Source organism: Corynebacterium sp. H113 (genome assembly GCF_037572315.1).
GTDB lineage: Bacteria > Actinomycetota > Actinomycetes > Mycobacteriales > Mycobacteriaceae > Corynebacterium.
Genome location: NZ_JBBHKZ010000003.1, coordinates 189,772 through 210,911, shown reverse-complemented (window position 1 = coordinate 210,911; position 21,140 = coordinate 189,772). Strand labels below are relative to the sequence as shown.

At 55.7% G+C, this 21,140-nt stretch carries 22 protein-coding genes and 1 tRNA gene; 8 read left to right on the top strand and 15 right to left on the bottom strand.

Annotation, left to right across the window (positions count from 1 at the left end):
- Positions 1 to 80: 80 nt before the first annotated feature.
- A complete protein-coding gene (locus tag WG938_RS07650) occupies positions 81 to 431 on the top strand; it encodes a DUF2200 domain-containing protein (protein WP_339979369.1) in 351 nt (116 codons plus the stop codon).
- A 135-nt stretch (positions 432 to 566) separates the two neighbouring features.
- Positions 567 to 1,058, top strand: coding sequence for a DUF1877 family protein (locus WG938_RS07645; RefSeq protein WP_339979645.1), 492 nt, complete (start codon positions 567 to 569; stop codon positions 1,056 to 1,058).
- Here WG938_RS07645 and WG938_RS07640 read toward each other — a convergent pair.
- Together WG938_RS07640 and WG938_RS07635 are read right to left on the bottom strand one after the other, a co-directional pair.
- A complete protein-coding gene (locus WG938_RS07640) occupies positions 1,045 to 1,695 on the bottom strand; it encodes a YczE/YyaS/YitT family protein (protein ID WP_339979366.1) in 651 nt (216 codons plus the stop codon). The two genes, WG938_RS07645 and WG938_RS07640, sit on opposite strands and share 14 nt — an antisense overlap.
- A 58-nt stretch (positions 1,696 to 1,753) precedes the next feature.
- Positions 1,754 to 2,530: an enoyl-CoA hydratase/isomerase family protein gene (locus WG938_RS07635; protein WP_339979363.1), complete on the bottom strand. Its 777-nt coding sequence runs from the start codon at positions 2,528 to 2,530 to the stop codon at positions 1,754 to 1,756.
- A 74-nt stretch (positions 2,531 to 2,604) separates the two neighbouring features.
- On the opposite strand from WG938_RS07635, the gene WG938_RS07630 reads away from it, so the two are divergent.
- Positions 2,605 to 3,138, top strand: a complete 534-nt coding sequence (locus WG938_RS07630) for a GNAT family N-acetyltransferase (protein WP_339979361.1) — start codon at positions 2,605 to 2,607, stop codon at positions 3,136 to 3,138.
- Between the two features lie 173 nt (positions 3,139 to 3,311).
- On the opposite strand, the gene WG938_RS07625 is transcribed toward WG938_RS07630, so the two are convergent.
- From WG938_RS07625 to chrA, 4 genes are all read right to left on the bottom strand, one after another.
- Complete coding sequence (locus WG938_RS07625) at positions 3,312 to 4,208, bottom strand: anaerobic ribonucleoside-triphosphate reductase activating protein (protein ID WP_339979359.1); 897 nt, start codon at positions 4,206 to 4,208, stop codon at positions 3,312 to 3,314.
- The gene (locus WG938_RS07620) at positions 4,192 to 5,991 is read right to left on the bottom strand and encodes a ribonucleoside triphosphate reductase (protein ID WP_339979357.1); all 1,800 of its coding nucleotides are present in this window, start codon (positions 5,989 to 5,991) and stop codon (positions 4,192 to 4,194) included. The genes WG938_RS07625 and WG938_RS07620 overlap by 17 nt, the downstream gene beginning before the upstream one ends.
- A gap of 315 nt (positions 5,992 to 6,306) precedes the next feature.
- The gene (gene glyA, locus WG938_RS07615) at positions 6,307 to 7,608 is read right to left on the bottom strand and encodes a serine hydroxymethyltransferase (RefSeq protein WP_339979354.1); all 1,302 of its coding nucleotides are present in this window, start codon (positions 7,606 to 7,608) and stop codon (positions 6,307 to 6,309) included.
- Positions 7,609 to 7,678: 70 nt separating this feature from the next.
- The gene (gene chrA / locus WG938_RS07610) at positions 7,679 to 8,893 is read right to left on the bottom strand and encodes a chromate efflux transporter (RefSeq protein WP_339979351.1); all 1,215 of its coding nucleotides are present in this window, start codon (positions 8,891 to 8,893) and stop codon (positions 7,679 to 7,681) included.
- Between the two features lie 116 nt (positions 8,894 to 9,009).
- Between chrA and coaA the strand changes: the two genes are divergently transcribed.
- Complete coding sequence (gene coaA / locus WG938_RS07605; protein WP_339979349.1) at positions 9,010 to 9,936, top strand: type I pantothenate kinase; 927 nt, start codon at positions 9,010 to 9,012, stop codon at positions 9,934 to 9,936.
- 15 nt (positions 9,937 to 9,951) lie between these two features.
- Here the strand turns inward: coaA and WG938_RS07600 are convergent, their stop codons facing one another.
- The 5 genes from WG938_RS07600 to mca form a co-directional block, all read right to left on the bottom strand.
- Positions 9,952 to 10,494, bottom strand: coding sequence for a flavodoxin domain-containing protein (locus WG938_RS07600; RefSeq protein WP_339979347.1), 543 nt, complete (start codon positions 10,492 to 10,494; stop codon positions 9,952 to 9,954).
- Positions 10,495 to 10,587: 93 nt separating this feature from the next.
- Positions 10,588 to 11,373: an isoprenyl transferase gene (locus WG938_RS07595; protein ID WP_339979345.1), complete on the bottom strand. Its 786-nt coding sequence runs from the start codon at positions 11,371 to 11,373 to the stop codon at positions 10,588 to 10,590.
- A gap of 71 nt (positions 11,374 to 11,444) precedes the next feature.
- Positions 11,445 to 12,527, bottom strand: coding sequence for a 3-deoxy-7-phosphoheptulonate synthase (locus WG938_RS07590; protein ID WP_339979343.1), 1,083 nt, complete (start codon positions 12,525 to 12,527; stop codon positions 11,445 to 11,447).
- Positions 12,528 to 12,766: 239 nt separating this feature from the next.
- Positions 12,767 to 13,048 carry a hypothetical protein gene (locus WG938_RS07585; protein WP_339979341.1) on the bottom strand — a complete coding sequence of 94 codons (282 nt, stop codon included), beginning with the start codon at positions 13,046 to 13,048 and terminating at the stop codon, positions 12,767 to 12,769.
- Positions 13,049 to 13,151: 103 nt separating this feature from the next.
- Positions 13,152 to 14,015 (bottom strand): mycothiol conjugate amidase Mca, encoded by an 864-nt coding sequence (gene mca / locus WG938_RS07580; RefSeq protein ID WP_339979339.1) that lies wholly within the window; start codon positions 14,013 to 14,015, stop codon positions 13,152 to 13,154.
- A gap of 151 nt (positions 14,016 to 14,166) precedes the next feature.
- Here mca and WG938_RS07575 point away from each other — a divergent pair, with 151 nt between their 5' ends.
- Together WG938_RS07575 and greA are read left to right on the top strand one after the other, a co-directional pair.
- On the top strand, positions 14,167 to 14,610 hold the full coding sequence (locus WG938_RS07575) for a DUF4307 domain-containing protein (protein WP_339979337.1): 444 nt from the start codon (positions 14,167 to 14,169) through the stop codon (positions 14,608 to 14,610).
- 155 nt (positions 14,611 to 14,765) lie between these two features.
- Positions 14,766 to 15,272 (top strand): transcription elongation factor GreA, encoded by a 507-nt coding sequence (gene greA / locus WG938_RS07570; protein WP_339979335.1) that lies wholly within the window; start codon positions 14,766 to 14,768, stop codon positions 15,270 to 15,272.
- 160 nt (positions 15,273 to 15,432) lie between these two features.
- Here the strand turns inward: greA and WG938_RS07565 are convergent, their stop codons facing one another.
- From WG938_RS07565 to WG938_RS07555, 3 genes are all read right to left on the bottom strand, one after another.
- Positions 15,433 to 15,609, bottom strand: a complete 177-nt coding sequence (locus WG938_RS07565; protein WP_339979332.1) for a hypothetical protein — start codon at positions 15,607 to 15,609, stop codon at positions 15,433 to 15,435.
- Between the two features lie 34 nt (positions 15,610 to 15,643).
- Positions 15,644 to 17,119, bottom strand: a complete 1,476-nt coding sequence (locus WG938_RS07560) for an NAD(P)/FAD-dependent oxidoreductase (protein WP_339979329.1) — start codon at positions 17,117 to 17,119, stop codon at positions 15,644 to 15,646.
- 307 nt (positions 17,120 to 17,426) lie between these two features.
- Positions 17,427 to 18,257, bottom strand: coding sequence for a Bax inhibitor-1/YccA family protein (locus WG938_RS07555; protein WP_339979326.1), 831 nt, complete (start codon positions 18,255 to 18,257; stop codon positions 17,427 to 17,429).
- Between the two features lie 362 nt (positions 18,258 to 18,619).
- Here WG938_RS07555 and WG938_RS07550 point away from each other — a divergent pair, with 362 nt between their 5' ends.
- Positions 18,620 to 18,943: a hypothetical protein gene (locus WG938_RS07550; RefSeq protein ID WP_339979323.1), complete on the top strand. Its 324-nt coding sequence runs from the start codon at positions 18,620 to 18,622 to the stop codon at positions 18,941 to 18,943.
- Positions 18,944 to 19,015: 72 nt separating this feature from the next.
- Positions 19,016 to 20,632 (top strand): succinic semialdehyde dehydrogenase, encoded by a 1,617-nt coding sequence (locus WG938_RS07545; RefSeq protein WP_339979320.1) that lies wholly within the window; start codon positions 19,016 to 19,018, stop codon positions 20,630 to 20,632.
- 365 nt (positions 20,633 to 20,997) lie between these two features.
- Here the strand turns inward: WG938_RS07545 and WG938_RS07540 are convergent.
- A tRNA-Leu gene (locus WG938_RS07540) sits at positions 20,998 to 21,071 on the bottom strand.
- Between the last annotated feature and the right edge of the window lie 69 nt (positions 21,072 to 21,140).

The window sequence follows — 21,140 nt, the reverse complement described above, 5'->3', positions numbered from 1 at the left end:
GCGAACTACGGCTATACACTGTTTGTTTGCAGGCATGTGGGGAGCCATGACATCGACAGTACGCAAGTATTGTCGACGACATGGCTCCCCATCGCATTTTCAGCGTCCCCTTTGCGGACATCTACCCGCTCTATCTCGCCAAGATCGAGCGCAAAGACCGTACTCAAGAAGAACTCGACACCGTCATTTCCTGGCTCACCGGATACGACCAGACTGGGTTGCAAGAAGCGATCGTCGACAAGCGGACGCTGGAGGATTTTTTCGCACAGGCTCCGCAGATGAACCCCAACACAGATCTGATTACGGGCTCGGTGTGTGGTGTGAAGGTGCAGGAAGTCGAGGATCCGGTCATGCGGAATATTCGGTACATGGACAAGCTTGTCGACGAACTCGCCAAAGGCAAGAAGCTCGAACGCATCCTGCGCTCGTGATTGTGAAACGCGAATGAGCTCGCCAGGGCTACGAAGGCTTATGAAAAGCGCCCTCGAACATTAGCGATTCGCGAACCAAGATTGACCACTAAAGTGGTGTGAAAGCTCACTCGACGAAGGGGAACTATCGTGCCAATGGGAATGTGTGCAGAGTATTTGCGACTATCAGAAAGCGACGTCGCTCACTTGCAGGATATTTCTGCCCCTGCTGCAACACGTGAAGGTGGCACGGCCGGACTTGTCGGTGCCGAAGCGAAGTCGATCATTCTGCGCCATTTCGAAAACATTGCCGACGACGATGCCCTCGATATTGACACTGATTGGGAATCCTTGCTCATGGCGCTGACTGGCAAGCCGCTAGACGGTCAGGCACTCGGCGATCCCTTGGGCGAAGCGATCTTGGGCGCGGATCGTGTGTGCCGTGATCCCCTGTCGTCAGTCATTGATGCTGATCGAGTGAAGGTCATCGCGGAGACACTGTCCACGATCGACATTGACACTCGCATTGAGGAGAACGGGACAGGTTCAGACAGTGCCGACACTGTTCGCACCCGCTTTGCCCAGCTTGCAAAGTTTTATGCCGACACTGCCCATTCTGGCGATGCCATGCTGGTCACGATCGAATAGCCAACAATTTACCCAACGCCTTATCGACGGTTGGTGCCACCGCACCAACCACAACACCGGTCAACACCGCTGCGATTGCTGTTCCCTCGCGCAAGCCCCGCACTTCACCGAAGAATACAAACGACATGATGAGCGCGATGGTCACCAGCGTGATGTCATTGGCAATTTTGACCTTATGAAACGGCTTCTTTAGTAGCAGGGCGATCGTCGCAACGAGCCCTTCGCCGGGTACAAAAAGGAAGTTCGGTGATACTTCAATGGCAATGCCGATACCAAGAATGACAAGCCCGAGGATGAGCTGGACAAACTGCTGCCAGTATTCGGTGAAATGAATTTCGCCGAGAATCCACACCCACATATCAAGGGCGGCACTGAATACAAGCATTGCTGGCAACTGCCACCAACTTGATGCGGGGAAATTGCCACGCAGAAGAACGAGCTGCAGAAGAAAGAGCAGTGCGTTCAGGGCCAGAGTCCAGCCACCGAAACTCAGTCCACCGGCGAGCGTTGCTACCCACACTGGTGCTGAGATTGGCGTGGTCCCCAGCCCTGACATTGTTGCGGTGGTGATTCCGAGAGCCATAAAGACCAGGCCAATGGCCGAAAACACCATCTTCTTGAAGTTATTTACCGTCACTCACTCACGCCTTTCCTCCCTAGAGGATATACCTGGCCGTGAGCGGTAGTTGATACAGCTACTTTCCGCGGAACGTAGGTGTTCGCTTTTCGACGAACGCCGATACAGCCTCATGGTGATCAGCGGACTGAGCCAGTCGGGCCTGCGCTCCTGCTTCTGCTTCTGCAGCATCGGAGACTTGCTTGCCCATTTCGCGGCGCAGCAAAGCCTTGATCTCTCGGTAGGCCAGCGTCGGGCCGGAGGCGAGCTTTCGCGCCATGTCCTCGGCTGCTTCCACTGGGTTGTCGACGACGGTGGTAACCAGACCCAGTTCCTTGGCCTCGTCAGCAGTGATCTTCGGATCAAGCATGAGGATTTCGCGAGCCTTCGCATCCCCCACGATTCGAGCCAGAATCGCGGACATGCCACAATCCGGAGCCAAGCTAATGGATGGAAATGCTGCCTTGAATGATGCCTTCGGGCCGGCGATTCGGAAATCACAATGCAGCGCGAGGGACCAACCGGCCCCCGCTGTCGCCCCCTCGATCGCTGCCACGACTGGCGCATCGATGGCTACCAGGGCATCCACCATTGGGTTGTACTCGGTGACAACCTTGTCCATGCCGTTGCCGGTCTGAATATCCGTGATGTGTTCTTTCAAATCCTGACCAGCGCAGAAAGCCTTCGCGCTGCCCTTCAGAAGAACTGCTCGCACATCCGGTTCTGTTGCACGGACAAAAGCGTCGCGAAGTTCGGTTCGCAGCTCTTGATTAATAGAGTTAAAAGCGTCTGGGCGGTTCAAGGTAATGGTCATGAGACCATCAGTAAAATCTGTAAGCACAGCGTTCATGCTCATGACAGTAATATTCGACGCTGTTGATCGTTGTGCTTTCACCGCAAATCAGTAATTAACTCCGAAGACTAGGACTTATGACTTCAGCTTCCTCACATGACTCTCCTGTTCACGGCTCTCCTGTTGGCCGAATCCGTCCTGCTGTCGAAGGTGACGTTCCCGAGATCGTCGACCTGATCACCGAGCTTGCGGTGTATGAAAAGGAACCAGACGCTGTGAAACTCACCTCGGAGCGTCTTCGTGAGCAACTCTTTGGCGAGAATCCTGCGATTTTCGCCTTCGTAGCCGATTCCAGCAGTGATGACCACCGCGTCGATGGTTTCGCATTGTGGTTCCTGAACTACTCCACGTGGGAAGGCACCCACGGTATCTACCTGGAAGACTTGTACGTCCGCCCGTCGAGCCGCGGTTCTGGGTTGGGCAAGGCGCTTCTGCAGGAACTCGCCAAGACTGCCGTCGATCGTGGTTACTCCCGCGTCGAATGGTGCGTATTGAAGTGGAACCAGCCTGCGATCGATTTCTATGACTCTCTCGGAGCTTTCCCTATGTCCGGGTGGGATACCTACCGGTTGACGGGCGATGCGCTAGCCAAGCAGGGGCTTCGTGGGTAGGACCTCGGCCGAAAAACACGCTGTGTAGCTCTACTTTCCTCCCACTGTTCGCACTTATGCACATGCTTTAACCAGTGTTTTTCACGTGTGCACGCCGTTTTTCCAAAATGGGTCGATTGGCATCAATGCCTGGGTTTAGAGCTCATCCTCGACCTTTTCCTACCGAATCATCACTACCGAACCGTGACTGTAGGACAGATCTGGTGTACCTCGGCGATGACGTCGTCCCAGTTCACGTGTGGCCCCACCGAAGTAAAATCACGGAACTCTGCTGTCGTGCCTTGCTCTCGCACCCGCTGAAGCACCCAGCTACCAGCGCCTTCAGCTCCGCCTTCTCCACCAACGACACCGATTCCCCGCTCGGCTAGTTCCTTCGCCAGGGATGGGAGCGATACTCCGATGCGGTAGTCGTCGTAAAGCGTGGTACGTACTTCAAAGTCACAGCCCGGCGCGTTGGTGACCCATTCCTGCACAAGATCTACGCTCTGCCACACGACATCGGCAGCACTGCGGCGACGATGCAGATCAGAACCAGGGTTATTCTCGGCAGAATCATTCGAATCGCACTCGGGACGACCAATCGCAACGTCATAGGCCTCTCGGCCAGCCTTGATGTCTAAACCGACCCAATCCACGACACCCGCTCCCACAACAGAGCGCAGCCGTCCTGGGTACATGCCATTCGTATGCAGCCCGACTGCAAAACCGAACTCCTTCACTTCGGCCATGGCGCTCTCCAAACCTCGATGTCGAGTCGGCTCTCCTCCAGAAAACACCACGCCATCAAGCAAACTCTCGCGAGACTTCAGAAACTCCATCACATCACTCCACGCCATCGCGCCACCCCGACGCACATCCTGCAATTGTGGATTGTGGCAATACGGGCATCTCCATGAACACCCCTGTGTAAACACCGTGGCGACGAGCATGCCTGGCCAGTCGGCCGTCGAGAAGTGAACAAGCCCGGCGATGGGAATAGAATCAGCGTTTCTCAATGGGACAACGTGTCTCGCCGAAGTGACGTTTGGAGCCAACTCGACACCGTCCGACGCACTAAGACGCTTGCGCATGTGTGGACACACGCTCCGTAAAAGGTGTGCGCTCGTGGTACTCGCCAGTTTTGCCGATATTGAAACTGGAAACTGGCCGGAAGTATCCCATCACGCGCGTCCAGACTTCAGCACGTTCCCCGCAGTGCGGGCATTGCCAATGTTCGCCGGAGAGATAGCCGTGTGCTGGGCAGATCGAAAACGTTGGCGTGACGGTGAGATACGGCAGTCGATGAGTCTCCAATGCGCGACGTACCAGCTTCTTGCACGCCTGCCCGTCACTGACTGCTGATCCCATGTACAGGTGCATGACCGTGCCGCCCGTGTATTTCGTCTGCAGTTCATCCTGAGCATCAAGCGCTTCGAACGGATCCTCTGTCATGTCAACTGGCAGCTGGGTTGAGTTAGTGTAATACGGGTTGTCGACCGTTCCTGCCTGCAGAATCTCTGGATACCGCTTCCGATCTTCCTTCGCGAATCGGTAGGTAGCTCCCTCCGCTGGGGTCGCCTCTAGGTTGTATAGATGTCCCGTCTTTTCCTGAGCCTCTACGAGTTTCGCGCGCACATGATCAAGCACTGCGACCGCCATATCGTGCCCGTGCGGTGTGGCTAGATCGGCGGTGTCCGTCGTAAAGTTTCGTACCATTTCGTTGCCACCATTGACACCAATCGTGGAGAAATGATTGTCCAATGTCTCCAACCACCGCTGGGTGTACGGGTAAAGGCCAAGCTCCATGAACTTTGCGACGGCTTTGCGACGTCGTTCCAAAGTGTCAACGCCAATGTCCACGAGATGATCCAGTTCTGCAATGAGTCCGTCCCAGTCGCCCGCATGGAGGTAGCCAAGTCGGGCGAGGTTCACGGTAACGACACCAATCGAGCCAGTTTGCTCAGCTGAACCGAACAAGCCGTTCCCCCGCTTCTCCAGTTCGCGCAGGTCCAGTTGCAAGCGGCAGCACATGGAGCGGATTTGGCCGGGTTCGAGGTCCGAGTTCAAGAAATTCTGGAAGTACGGCAGGCCATACTTGGCGGTCATATCGAAAATCGCGTCCGACAATTCGCTGTCCCAGTCGAAGTCATGGGTGATGTTGTAGGTCGGGATGGGGAAAGTGAAAACCCTCCCATCCAAGTCACCAGCAGTCATGACCGCTACGAAAGCTCGGTTGATAAGTGCCATTTCTTCGCTGAGCTCGCCATAGGTGAAGTCGCAGACTTCGTCGCCGATGAACGGCACATCATTGGCAATGTCAGCTGGGCAGGTGATGTCGAAGGTGAGGTTTGTAAACGGCGTTTGTGATCCCCACCTGCTGGATGCATTCAAAGAGAAGACCATTTCCTGCAGGCATTGATACACCTGCTCGTAGGTCATCGAATCGAGTCGCACGAACGGTGCCATGTACGTGTCGAAGGAGCTGAACGCTTGTGCTCCCGCCCATTCATTCTGGAGCGTGCCCAGGAAGTTTACGATCTGCCCACATGCCGACGACATATGTCGTGGAGGTGCTGAGCTGACAGTGTTGGGAACGTCGCCGAAGCCTTGCTCGAGTAGTTGCCGAAGCGACCATCCAGCGCAGTAGCCACCGAGTACGTCGAGGTCATGAATATGAATGGCACCGGTGCGATGAGCTTGGGCGGCAGCGTCGGAAAATACTGTTCCGAGCCAGTAATTTGCAATGACTTTTCCGGCAACATTAAGCACTAGGCCACCGTAGGAAAAGTCTTGATTAGCGTTTGCGTTGACGCGCCAATCGCTCTTCTGCAAATACTCGTCAACGCTTCCGATGGAATCCACAAAACCCGTCATATTGACTGACGCTAGCCCTGAAATGACAAGTTTGTAAGTCAACCAGTAGATGACATAGACACAACTTATGGAATCTGAAAACAAGCTGAGCACAAGATGTAGTGCCGAGAGGCTCGGATGGTCCGCACGATCTGGCCGGCGACTACTACATATTGACCATCGCTAGTTCGCTTTTGCAGCGAACCTAAGGACTCATCCTTACCTCTAAAGGGGCTACACAGTAGCGAGCATTGAGACATACGAAAACCCGCTACAGCACGCACAAAGCGCACCGTAGCGGGTGAGAAAACTAGCTACTCTAGCCAGAGAAATGGCTTACAGAATCGTCCAGTCCTCAAGGCCTTCGTACAGTGGGAAGTCAGCTGCGATCTTAGCCACGCGAGCACGCAGCGCCTCGGTATCAGCGTTCTTACCAGCAGCCAAAGCGGTACCGATGATGTCGGCAACCTCTTCGAATGCCTTCTCATCCAAACCACGGGTAGCTAGCGCTGGCGTACCAATACGCAGGCCGGAGGTCACCATTGGTGGGCGTGGGTCGAATGGAACAGCGTTACGGTTAACGGTGATGCCGACCTCGTGCAGCAGGTCCTCTGCTTCCTGACCATTCATGTCAGAGTTGCGCAGGTCAGCCAAAACCAGGTGCACGTCGGTGCCACCGGTCAGGACATCGACGCCTGCATCCTTGCAATCCTGTGCAGTCAGACGCTCGGCCAGCAGACGTGCGCCGGTCAGAGTGCGCTCCTGGCGCTCCTTGAACTGTTCGGTTCCTGCGATCTTCAGAGCAACAGCCTTCGCCGCAATTGCGTGCATCAGCGGACCACCCTGCTGTCCTGGGAAAACAGCAGAGTTCAGCTTCTTCGCGTAGTCCTGCTTAGACAGGATCATGCCGGAACGTGGACCACCCAAAGTCTTGTGGACGGTGGTGGACACAACGTCGGAGTAAGGAACTGGGCTTGGGTGCAGACCAGCGGCAACCAGACCAGCGAAGTGTGCCATGTCAGTCCACAGCTTTGCGCCAACCTCGTCCGCAATAGAACGGAACGCTTCAAAGTCGAGGTGACGAGGGTATGCAGACCAGCCAGCGATCAAGACATCTGGCTTCTCTGCCAGAGCTTGCTCGCGAACCTTGTCCATGTCGATGCGCATGGTCTCTGGATCAACACCATATGCAGCAACGTGGTACAGCTTGCCAGAGAAATTTAGCTTCATGCCGTGAGTCAGGTGACCACCATGTGCCAAGTCGAGGCCCATGATCTTGTCACCAGCGTTGATCAGTGCATGCAGAACTGCAGCATTTGCCTGCGCACCGGCGTGTGGCTGAACGTTTGCGAACTCTGCGCCAAACAGTTCCTTAGCGCGGTCACGTGCCAGGTCTTCAACAACGTCTACGTTTTCACAGCCACCGTAGTAACGACGTCCTGGGTAGCCTTCTGCGTACTTGTTCGTCAGTACAGAACCCTGTGCCTGCAGGACAGCGCGTGGCACAAAGTTCTCACTAGCAATCATTTCGAGGGTGTCGCGCTGGCGTGCCAGCTCTCCAGCCATTGCCGTAGCGACATCCGGGTCCAGCTCGGATAGCGACTGGTAACGGACATCCTCATTTGGGGTACCGGTCATGAGTAGGCCATAAACCTTTCAGAGAAGCGTCGATTTCACTCCCCATGCTAGCCTCCCGCCCCGGCCAGAGCTAAAACACGATCCGGCCAAGGGCACCGGCACCCAGCACAACTGCCCACGCAGGCACCTTGAATTTCGTCAGCGCCACAAGTGCTAAACACGTGACGACGAACGTCCCCGGGCTCACCACACCGTGAGTCCACACTGGGTCGTAGAACGCAGCTCCCAAGATTCCCACTACTGCTGCGTTCGCTCCCGCTACCATTCCACGAGCGGACGACAACGCTGCCACCTTTGACCACAACGGCAATACTGCGAGCAATAACAGCATCGAGGGAAGAAAGATGGCCAGGGTGGCGATAAGACTTCCGAGGGCTCCGTTCGTCGACACGCCTAGGTATGAAGCGAAAGTAAATAGCGGACCCGGCACTGCCTGAGCGAGGCCATAGCCTGCGAGGAAGTGGTCAGCGTCGAGGTGTTCAGGCACCAGACCAGATTCGAGCAGTGGCAATACCACATGGCCACCGCCGAAGACGAGCGCACCGGCGCGGAAGTAGGTATCCCAACCAGCTGCGATACCGTTCCATGTCCCTGCCCACCAGGTCATGGCGCCCAACAAACCTACGACGAAGACGGTAGCTGCTAGCGCCTGTGCCCACCGTGGCAACGAGTACGGAATTGTTCGGACACTGCTTTCGTCTACGACGACCTTCTCGTTGCCCTCATCACTACGATCACTACGATCACTACGATCACCGCGAATCGTTAGCCAGCCAACCAAGCCACCTACGACGATTGCAGCAATCTGTGCCCACACCCCCATTCCAGCTGGGGCAAGCAAGACGACGGCCAACGCGAGAAGTGCGATCGCGGTGGTGACGCGCGTCGTCGTCAAGTTCTTCGCCATGCCCCACAAGGCGATGGCGACAACTGCCACGGCAGCAGCCTTGAGACCAGCAATCGGAGCAGTGAGGTCAATGCTCGAACCTGCGGTCGCAATTGCCCACGCAGCCACTCCTAAGGCGATTGCCGACGGCGCAGTGAACGCAACGAACGCAGCAAGCATGCCAGGCAGCCCGGCGCGACGCCACCCCAATGCCATGCCTACCTGGGACGATGCGGGGCCTGGCAAAAACTGACAGAGCGCAACAGTGTCTGCGTATTCCGCATCGGTGAGCCACTTGCGCTTGACGACGAACTCTTCACGGAAATACCCCAAATGGGCGACGGGTCCGCCGAAAGAGGTCAATCCGAGGATGAGAAACGCCTTAAACACTTCGATCATGATTGCTGATCCTATGGTCGATCTATCGAGTTCGCTGTGCAACCGTGGCAGCCGCATGTGCCCTGTAAAACAGACCCGTGAGAACGCGATGGAAGTCACATTGGCACAATGGAGTTATGACGCGCGCCCAAGCTCCAAGCCCGTACATCGAATTCGACAGGCAGCAATGGCGCACGCTTCGTCAATCCATGCCCCAGGTGTTGACCGCTGATGAAGCCGTGCGCCTGTCCGGCATTGGCGAGAACATCGACCTTGATGAAGTAGCCGAAGTCTACCTGCCGTTGTCCCGTTTGATTCACCTGCGGGTTCAGGCTCATCGCGAGTTAAACAAGACAACGTCAACGTTCTTGGGCGAGCAGTACCAGGGAGTGCCGTTCATCATTGGTGTCGCTGGTTCGGTGGCTGTGGGCAAGTCCACCACTGCGCGTCTATTGCAAGTACTGCTCGAGCGGTGGGATACCAATCCACGGGTGGACCTCGTCACTACTGATGGCTTTCTTTATCCATCAGCGGAGCTCAATCGACGCGGGATCATGCACCGCAAGGGTTTCCCCGAATCCTATGATCAGCGTGCGCTGATGCGTTTTGTCGCGTCGGTAAAGTCAGGGGCTCGCAATGTGAAGGCGCCGGTGTATTCACACACTCTCTATGACCGGGTGCCTGATCAGTACGAGATTGTCGACCAACCAGACATTCTCATTATCGAAGGTCTGAATGTTTTGCAGACCGGCCCGATGCTGATGATTTCCGATCTCTTCGACTTCTCCGTCTACGTCGATGCCAGCCGTGCTGACATTGAGCGCTGGTACATCGAACGCTTCCTGCGCCTGCGCCACACCGCGTTCCGTGCTCCGGGTGCGCACTTCTCCAACTACGCAGGACTTGACGACGACTCCGCTGCCAAGGAAGCACGTCGCATCTGGCAGCAAGTCAACTTGCCAAACCTCATGGAGAATATTCTGCCGACTCGCGTTCGTGCATCGCTGGTAATGACGAAGTCTGCGGACCACACCGTCAGCAAGGTTCGAATGCGCAAGCTGTAGCGCATCAACTGAGGATTACTGGTTTGTGCTCAACCATTCAACGATGGCATCCAACTCGGCCTCGTTATACAGGTTGTTATCTGAACCGTACGACTCGATCATTGCCTGCTCGTTTAGCGACGGCTCTGCCTTCTTTTTCAACATCGAGATCATCATCTTCATGACATTCCGGTCGATGAACGACAACTCCGAGTAGTTCAACCTACCTGGCACATAGAACGTAGTGATCTCCGCTGGGATATCCTCCAACTGCTCGCTCAAAATATCCTGTTCACGAGCTTCTTCCACCAAAGTCATACCCACGGAAACTGCTGCTACCCGGCGGCCGTCGAGAAGTGACTTCTTTGCGCGGTCCTTGATGAACTTCACACCCGCATACTTACTGGCGTAGCAGGGCGACAAAACAATCAGTGGCCTAGCGGGATCGGCAAATGCGGAATCGTCAATACTCTTGCACTCCTCCGCCGTGCCACCAACTCGAGCCGCAAGGGCTTCTGCGTAGCGACGGGTAGTGCCGTACTTTGATTCGAAAGCGATGATGGGGGTTGCCGTTGCCACGTCGATACCTCTTCTTGCTCACCCCAGGATCTTCGCGCAGTAGTTTCGAGCGCGTCCTAGGTTGCTGGCTAGCGCTACCACTATTGTGCCTGCTTACTTGCCAAATCGCCTGTTACGTTGAGAAAAATCACGCAACGCACGCATGAAGTCAATACGCCGGAATTCTGGCCAGTAGGTATCAGTGAACCAGATCTCCGAATACGCCGACTGCCACAGCAAGAACCCACTGAGCCGCTGCTCGCCTGACGTTCGGATCACCAAATCCGGATCCGGCTGGCCAGAGGTGTACAAATGCTTTTCGACGGAGTCCATCGTCACCAGCTCCGCCAGTTTTTCTGCCGGAATGCCCTCGTCGACGCCGTTGCTGACAATCGTCCGCACCGCATCGATAATTTCCTGACGTCCGCCGTAGCCCACCGCAATATTGACCATGACGCCGGTGTTGCTTTTCGTCAATTCTTCGTCGTGACGCAAGCGCTGCGCCATCTCCTCTGGAAGCAACTCCAAGTGCCCCACCATGCGCAGCCGAACATTCTTGGTGGATTCGGCGAGCTCATCCACAACATCTCCGATGATGTCGAAGAGCAACGTCAGCTCGTCTGGCTCACGGTTCAAATTCTCCGTGGACAACAAGTAAATGGTGACCAAGTCAATGTCTTGCTCCGCGCACCAGCCCACAAACTCCGCGATCTTGCGCGCCCCCACGCGATGCCCATGAGAGACATCCGTGAATCCCGCTTCCCTTGCCCATCGACGATTGCCATCCGCCATGACCGCAACATGCTGAGGGCGTGGCTTGCCGACGAGCTCGCGAGCTAGCCGATGCTCATAAATCGGGTACGCGAGCCGTCGGAGTCGTGACAATTCAATGGGCTTCACACTAACAACTTTAGCTGTTGGACGATCAGGGCTGTTGATCCACGGGCCTTTATCCGCGTCGCAGGAGCGTCTTACCCACGTCGGGTACGAACCGCTTCAGCGAGTTCCTGGAGCAGGTTCTCAGTAACATCCCAGCCCATGCAGGCGTCAGTGACGGACTGACCGTACATCAATCCTTCGTGGCCGTTGGTAATTTTCTGAGCGCCCGCAACCAAGAAGGACTCCATCATCAAGCCGGTGATGGACTTGTCACCGCGCGCGATAATCGATGCCAACTCGCTAACAACTTCTGCCTGTCGGATCTCCGACTTTCCGGAATTTGCGTGCGACGCATCGACCATGATGCTGTGTGGACGTCCTGCCTTATCCAAACGCTGGCGCGCATCCGCGACTGAGTCAGCATCCCAGTTCGGGCCGTTGGTGCCACCACGCAGAATGATGTGGCAATTCTGATTGCCAGCGGTTTCTACGACAGCTGCACCGCCGTCGTCATTCATGCCAAAGAAGAAGTGCGGGTTCGCTGCAGACACCAAAGAGTCCACTGCGACCTGGACATTGCCGTCCGTGCCGTTCTTGAAGCCGATTGGCATGGACATGCCCGATGCCAACTGGCGGTGTACCTGTGATTCCGTGGTCCGAGCACCAATCGCTCCCCACGACACTGCATCTGCGATGTACTGCGGGCTGTTTGGTTCAAGGAACTCTGCACCAACAGGCAATCCCACATTGAGGATGTCGATGAGCAGCTTCCGCGCCATCGTCAAGCCCTTGGTGATGTGGTACGAGCTATCCAGATCAGGGTCGTTAATCAGACCCTTCCAGCCGACCGTGGTGCGTGGCTTTTCAAAGTAGACGCGCATAACAATCAGCAAGTCATCCGACAGTGAGTCGGACAGCTTCTTCAGTCGACGTGCGTAGTCCAGCGCAGCCTCTGGATCGTGCACAGAGCATGGTCCCACGACGACCAGTAGGCGGTCATCTTCCCGAGCAATTACGTCAGCGATCTTGCGACGGGACTCCTCGACCATCGCTTCTAATTCATCATTCATTGGCACGTCGCTCAGCAGGGAGCGAGGCGACGGCAGATCGTGGAATGCAACTACCCGACGATTTGATGTCGAGGCTGGGCTTTCGAGGGAAGTTGGGGGCGTCATGGAGATCCTCTTTCAAAGTTGGTGTGTGAAGTGCAATTCAGGTTGTGTGTCCGACTTCCACCTGAGCTTGGATGCCGCCCCGGCAAAGCCACCGGATACGACAAAAGGCAGCTGCCCTGGTGGGGGCTGCTGCCTTGGCTCCGGTGTGCGAAATGGGTCGATTACATCACGAGGTCACTACCGGAGCCCCGTGAAAATAAAATCGCCAGTTACGCATGGTCGCGATTCTAAACTATGGGCTACTGATCCCGCAATTCGGGATGGGCTGCCATGGCTTTGTCGATCGCAGCGACATCAAACGGATCCATACCGTGTTCTTCTGCAAAGGCACGGCGAGCACGCATGCGCTTCAATCGGCGCGTGAGATCCCAGCCGATCAACAGAATAATGACCAGCAACAACACAATAATGAGCAGGCCGATCGGTGATGCCTTACCAAAGTCCGCACCCCTCGGCCCAACAGGATTCTGTGCCAGGAAGCCGACGACATCAACATTCAGGGGCAAATTCCCTGCCAGCATGTTTGTTGCCTTCCATCTCAATGACTAACTACATTGCAAGCTTAGCCTGTTTGCCGAATCGAACCATCATCAGTCCGGCCTCGCTGCAACCGTCGGTCGCTGTCTACTTTTCGACGCAGCCAGCAAACAAATCGTCCTCAGGAAGCTCAACCTGCACGCGGGTTCGAGCAAGCTCAAACTCTTCGGTTGGCCAAATCTGACGCTGAATATCGGTAGGGACCGCGAAGAACGGCCCATTGGGATCGATCTGGGTTGCGTGCGCCCGCAGTGCGTCGTCACGTGCGTCGAAGAAGTCTGCGCATGGCACCTGCGTGGTGACACGTTCCATAATGTCGCCCTTTTCGCGAACCCATCGCTTCAGCGCTTCTTCCAGTGGCGATGACAGGCCTCGGCTGAGGTAGTAGTCATTCATCATCAGCAACCGGCGACGAACAAAACCGTGGGTGTAGTACATCTTCTGAATTTCCCACGGCTCACCAAGCTCCGGGTATTTATCAGATGCAGCATCGGTCCAGGAGCGCAGCGAAATGATGTGCGTCATGATGTGATCCGGGTGCGGATAGCCACCATTCTCGTCATACGTAATGAGCACGTGTGGCCGGAATTCGCGAATCGCCTTGATCAGTGGCTTGGTCGCAACTTCGACATTCTCACGAGCGAAGCACCCATCCGGGAGTACCGGCTTCGGTGAACCTTCGGGAAGACCCGAGTCGACAAAACCCAACCACTGATGCCGTACCCCCAAAATGCGTGCTGCTTCAGCCATTTCTGCGACCCGCACTTCCGAGAGGTTGTTCACTACCTCTGGGCGATCCATGGCCGGGTTCAGAATGCTCCCGGCTTCACCACCGGTACACGTCACAACCATGACATCATGACCCTCCGACGCATACCGAGCCATCGTCGCAGCTCCCTTGCTGGACTCATCGTCCGGGTGCGCGTGTACTGCCATGAGTCGAAATGCCATGACGCCTCCTGTCGAAACTGCCACTATTACTGTTGATCCGTACACATCTTACGACTTCACACCCCATTCGCCCCAGGCCACCCAAAACGCCACGTCTGTTCACCTGTTGGCACTTTCCTGCTTCCCGACGCGTTCAGATAGGCTGGGTGACATGTCAGAGGTATCCGCTCGCCCGCAGTCTCGTTATGCAGCCAAGTCCCGTACTCCCTCAGGGAAGCTTATCGTTATTGGCATCATTGGCTTGCTGCTGATCAGTGGCGCATACATCTTCGTTCAGATGAACCGAGTCAGCACCTCGTCGGAGGTCACAGCATCGGCCGCTGGTTGGGCTCGCGAAGAGGGCCGAGAGGATGACGTGTTCATCTTTACCCTCGATGTCACTCGTGAAGATCCGGCGAAGGATTCCTACTGCATTATTTATGCACTCGACTACAACCATGCTGAGGTTGGCCGTCGTAACGTAGTTGTTCCTGGCAGCAAGGAAAAAACTGTTCGGATGGACGTACCTATCGAAACGCGTGCGAAGGCAGTCGCCGGAAATGTGTACGGCTGCTCGACTAATTTCCCAGAGTTCTTGGATACTGACACGAAATAAAACGCCCTATGCCGGGGCGGTTAACTGTTTCCAACATCACGGTGCTATCCTGTCTGCGTTAACGGCTCCACTGGGGCCGATTTTTCGTAAATACTGTGCAGTGCACTAGTCCGACCGTGAGTTGGCCCTGCATGACAGTTCCCCTAGGAGGCACAATGACGGAGTCCACCAACCCGTGGCTCACCGAAGAGTCGTACAGCAAGTTGAAGGCTGAGCTGGACGCTCTCTACGAGAACCGCCCAATCATCGCGGCTGAGATCAATGAGCGTCGCGAAGAGGGAGACCTCAAGGAGAACGCAGGCTACGACGCCGCTCGTGAGCAGCAGGGCCAGGAAGAAGCTCGTATTCGCTACCTCGAGGATCTCTTGCAGCGTGCAACCGTTGGTGAGACCCCACAGGAATCTGGCATCGCGTTGGTCGGCACCGTTGTCCACGTTTACTACGACGGCGACGAGGACGATAAGGAAACCTTCCTCATCGGTACCCGTGGTGCAGACAACTCGAATCCAAACTTGGAAACCTACTCCACGGATTCCCCATTGGGTAAGGCCATCATCGGCGCTAAGGAAGGCGAAACGCGTTCGTACGTTTCCCCATCGGGAGACGAGGTTTCCGTCACCCTGATTAAGGCTGAGCCTTACAACCCAGCTATGGACGACTAGTCCGCAAGCTTCAGCACAAAAGCACCCACCGCTTCCCCTAGGGAATTGGTGGGTGCTTTTGTATTTCTGGAGGTCTAACAGTAGGCACGCATCAGCGAACCAAGTTGCCACGCTTGGTAGGCAGGCTAGGTGGCCGGGCTAGTGCCCGGCTCACGCTGGACTAGTGTCCGGATGCCAACACCCGGATGATGCCATAACTAAACTTCGCAGCCTTGAAGATCTGATTTGGGATCGACTGACGACGTCGCAAAGTACCTTGAGTTGGCAGTGGCGCGCGAGAAATACGGTCCCGCACCTCGATTGAAGGTGCATCAGTAGGTTGGAATGCGTTCGACATGAGATGAACTCCTCTCTTTATCGGATGGTGCGGTTTACTCAGGGATCAGGAACCAGAATGGGCGGCTGCGTGCCTTCCAAATGAACATGAAGTGCAGCATCAGCTTGATCCAGTGACCGGACAGACCAACGTCACCAGTGGTGAACTTGGATCGACCAGTTTCTGGGTACAGCTCGTAGTTTGGCACCACTGGGTGCATCAACATCGATGCTGCGGAACCAGCCTTCAAACCAACACCGGTCGAAGCCACACATGCTGCACCCATGCGAGTCAGCGAAGCACGGTGTGGTTCTGCTGTCTCCGGATTCTTGATGCGATCGATAATCGTCTCTGCAACAATTCGGCCCATGGTGCCTGATGGCATGCCGGTGCGTGGTGGAGCTGGCGCAATAGGCACACCATTAGGCGACGCATTCGGGATGGAAATTGGGTGTGGTGGTGCGAATGCGATACCTACTGCCCAAATGTTGTCGTATACCGGATTCTGGTAAGTCTCTGGCCAGTCGGCAGCGACCCAATCGTCTGGATTGGTCTTGCCATAGGTGGCATCAACCTTCATCATGCCGTTCGGCGCAAACAGCTTCTCTCCGATGTCTTCGCCCTTCGGGCCAACACCCTTCAGTGGCACACCGGAAAATGGAGGCAACAGCATGGCGAAGTCAAAGTCCAACTCGTGGCCGGAGCCGTCAAGAGTCTCGTAATAAATTTTGCCTTCTTCGATCTTGGTGGCACAGGCACCAACAACCGCATGAACTCCTCGTTCACGGAAGATGGATTCAGTCCACAGGCGAGAATCGGTGAGGTAACCATTGTCCTTGAACTGCATCCCACCGACGCCGAAGTCGCCCAACGTCACCTCATTAGTGAAGTAGATCAATTCAGCCTTGTCGCGTACACCGTTCTTACGCAGCATGTCATCGACATTGAACGCGTACTCAAAGGCTGCACCTTCACAGGTGCACGTGCCGTGACCCATACCGACGACGAGAGTCTTCTTCTCCCCCGTCGCCTTCAGCTCGCGAATGATCTTCTGCAGTTCTTCAGCAGCTTCGACCGCATGGTCCTTGGTACAGACAGACAGAGAGTAACCGTCCGGCCCAAGACCAGGGGTCTTTTCGAAATTCAACTGCGGACCAGTGGCATTGATGAGGTAGTCATAGTCAATCTGGTCAACCTGACCTTCCTTGCCCTTCTCAGTGCGCTCGAATACGACGTACGGCTTCGTACCCTCGCCATCACCTTCAGGGTGGATTTCGGTTGCCTTTGCCTGATGGAATACTGCACCCATCTTCCGATACACAGGCGGAAGATCGAAGACAACCTTCTTACCTGGCATAGCCCCGGTGCCGACCCAAATATTCGATGGAATCCAATTCCACTGCTTATTGGGCGAAATGACAACAACTTCAACGGGGGAACCCTTGAACTCACGGGTGAGATACTGGGCGGCTGTATGGCCGCTCACGCCCGCTCCAAGAATGACAACTCTCTTTGCATCTAGCGCAGCCATGTGTGGCTCCTTTCTCAAACCCCGGCTCATACCCTCCGGGGCATACGCACATAATCCAGCGTAAGCCCCTAACTCCACATCTTCAATGTGAATTAACAATTGACACACTTTCAGCCAATCGCCTGGGCAAACACTGTTACCCATACACCCTTTCAGGGTGGTGAACTACTGGCCATAAGTACTGATAGACATGAAAAAACCCGGAAGGCGTAAGCCCTCCGGGTTTAGATCTGCTCCTGCGCTCGAGCCGTCGCCAATACCGACGTATCAGCTCAGCACAGCATCGCCTCGAGTGCACACACTCCAACTAGTCCCTGAAGTAGGACAGCAGGCGCAGGATTTCGATGTACAGCCAGACCAACGTAACGGCGAGACCCAGCGCTACGCCCCATGCATAGTTTGCAGGAGCGCCAGCGCGAACCAGCTTGTCAGCCTGATCAAAGTCAAGCAAGAAGCTAAACGCAGCCAGACCAATGCAGACCAGGGAGAAGATAATGGAAATCATGCCGCCGTCACGCAGTGGCGAACCAATGCCGAAGACAGACAGAAGCAAGTTGCCCAGGGCAAGTACCAGCACGCCGACCAACGCTGCAGTCATGAATCGCTGGAACTTCGGCGTGACCTTGACCGCACCAGACTTGTACACCCACAGCATGCCGATAAACACACCGATAGTGGCGATAACCGCCTGCATAATCAAGCCAACACCATTGGCACCAGCTACCTCGAAGCCGGCAAACATGAAGCTAATGCCACCGACAAACAGGCCTTCGAACGCTGCGTACAGCAACGTAATAACTGGCGATCCGTACTTCTTACCGAAGGTCGAGATCAAAACGGTAACCAGACCACCGATAGCGCCGACAATGGCCAGCAGCATAGACATCTGGGTGCTGACAAACGCAGCAATACCAAAGTTCACAACCGCGAACGCCACGATAACGCCGAGCGTGATTCCGGTCTTCGACACAACATCATCCACCGTCATCGGACGGTAGTTCTGCTGCTGTGCGGCATATGGATCAACACCGTAACCCTGCTGGGAGTACTGGTTCTGACCGTACTGGTGCATCCCGGCCTGGCCGCGCGCAACGGTCTTCGTCAACGAACTGAATGCGGGATTGCTACTCTGTCGCACGTTGTCCTTCCTTTCGGCCACTGCTAACAGCGACCACTTTTGTTTTGGCTTTCACGGGGTTCAACGGGCGAGCTGCCCCGATTGTTCCCAGAACTTAAATTCTTCTTAAAACCGTAGTTCACGCAACTGGACACGCCACATCACAAGCCTTGTTCCCCACTGCTATTTGGCGATACGATGAATACACAGCGGAATTTCCGCCACAACCCATTTCTCATCTTTATTTCTCTGAATTTCCCGCAACTACTTGTACTTATTTCGAAGTAGATAGTGTTTTGCAGAATTCGCTTTACGACGAGTCGTCGTAAAGCACAATGAGACGTGCCGAAGTATGGCGCGAGATAGATGAAGGACTGATGGTCATGGCTGACGACTACGATGCTGACACCACTGGCGATTTCGACGAAACCACGCTTGATGGCGCAGAGGGCCTGGATGGCGATGTCATTTCCTCAGATGGCGAAAACTACGTGATGGATCCGCCGGATGAGTGGCGAGGTGCTGATCCGCACGATTCGCTGGATAAGCGCTTGGCGGAGGAAAAGCCGGACACGAATCCGGACGATGATCCGGATTATGACCCAGAAGGTCGTTACGGCGATGTCGATGGACACGAGCCTTTCGAATTCGAACGTGATCCACTGGATCCGGACTACAACCGTCGTTTGGGTTGGTCGGCGAACTAGCTACACAAAATTCGCCGGCTAAATATATATGTTTTGCCACGAAAGCCGGCGTGGTTGCGTATCATCACCGCCATGAACGCAACTACCGATGTCCATACAAAAGTTGAAGCTGACGCAACCACGGGCATCCCGGAGACCGTGTTTCGCAATCCTCTGACTCCGGACGTTGTCGAGCGTCTGCTTGCCCGGGCAACTGTCGCAGACAAGTCCACTACTCGGGAAATTCGCGCACCCTTTACCGGCGATCTCCTCGCTGAGATTCCGGTTGGCACCGACGCTGATGTTGACGTGGCTTTTGAGAAGGCACGCGCAGCACAGCAGGTTTGGCTGAACATGTCGGCGCGGGAACGTCGTGAAGTGTTGCACCGCTTCCACGACCTCCTGTTCACCCATGAAAAGCAGATGCTGGATCTGCTGCAGGCCGAGACGGGAAAGAACCGCGCTAGTGCTCATGAAGAGCTGATTCACACCGCGATTACCGCCCGCTACTACGGCAATACCGCGGAGAAGGCACTCCGGCCTCGGAAGGCTCACGGCGCACTTCCGGTACTGAGCCAGACCACGGTGTACCACCACCCCAAGGGCGTTGTTGGTGTCATTGCACCGTGGAATTACCCGCTGACTTTGGCTGTTTCGGATGCTCTCGCAGCGCTGATGGCAGGCAACGCAGTCGTGTTGAAGCCCGACTCGACCACCCCGTTCACCGCGCTGTTTGCTGTCGATCTGCTGTACCGCGCTGGTCTTCCCGACGACCTTTTCCAGGTCATCCCCGGCCCTGGCTCCGTGGTTGGTCAGGGCATCGTCGCTAAGGCTGACTACGTGATGTTCACCGGCTCCTCCGAGACTGGCCGCTCGTTGGCTGCTCAGTGTGGCGAGCGTTTGATCGACTTTTCTGCGGAACTCGGTGGCAAGAACCCGCTGATCGTGGCAGAAGACGCGAACATCGACAAGGCTGTCGAGGGCGCGCGCATTGCATGCTTTACCAACTCTGGCCACCTGTGCGTGTCCATCGAGCGCATCTACGTCGCCGACAGTGTCTGGGACGAATTCGTTCCAGCTTTTGCAGACCGCGTCAAGGCCATGAGTCTCGGCCCTGGCAACGACTGGGAAGTCGAAATGGGTTGTCTGCAGTCCCAGGGGCAGTTCGACATCGTCGCGAAAATGGTAGACGAAGCGGTTTCCGCCGGTGCCACCGTCCTCGCGGGCGGTCGCGCACGCCCGGATCTTGGACCTCTCTTCTACGAACCAACCGTGCTTTGCGACGTCCCCGAGGGAACACCTCTCCTCAACGAAGAGGTCTTCGGCCCGGTAGTGGTCCTTCATAGGGTTCAAAATGCCGAGGAAGGCATCTCTGCAGCTAACGATTCGCGCTACGGCTTGAACGCTTCACTGTGGACGTCACCTTCACGGGCCCGCGACCTGGCTCCGCTCATCGAAGCTGGTTCAGTCAACGTGAACGATGGTTTTGCTGCCAGCTTCGCCTCCGTCGATGCTCCAATGGGTGGGTTTAAGGATTCGGGAGTGGGCCGTCGTCAAGCTGAAGGCGGTTTGTTGAAGTACACGAACCCACAAACGGTGACCGTGCAGCGGGTGACGCCGATTGCGATGCCGAGCATGTCGCGCGAAACCTACTCAAAGGTGTTTAACACTGCGTTGCAGTTGGGCAAGAAGTTCAACGTGTTGCCGTAGTGCTTGGGCGCGGTGCGTGGGTCAGGCTAGCGGTTGAGCTTGGCGGTGGTTAGGCGTAACGCTGGTCAGCCGTAACGCTGCTCAGTCGCGACCGCCTATAACCGCCCACGGCCACCATTGTGCGCCTGAAATTTCCAACCGGCTCGGTAGCTCCTGTGCATCCCTGACCATTTGTACAAAAGCCCAGGTCGGCACATTTTTGGACGGGCTGCACAGGAGCTACCGAGCCGATTTGATGCGCCAGACGGCACTATTAGGTCGTTTTCGTGACCGCTCTCCTGGACACTTTGTGGACACTTTTCGGACGCTTTGACCAGAAAACGTAAGACCAGGCCGGAGCTCATCTGCTCTGACCTGGTCTTTTGTGCCCCCAGTCGGACTCGAACCGACACTTGATGGATTTTAAGTCCACTGCCTCTGCCGATTGGGCTATAGGGGCTTCTGCTGAAGCGATTCGCACTACAGCTTTTCTAAACTTAACCTATTCCCCTGGCTCCGAAGAAACCGG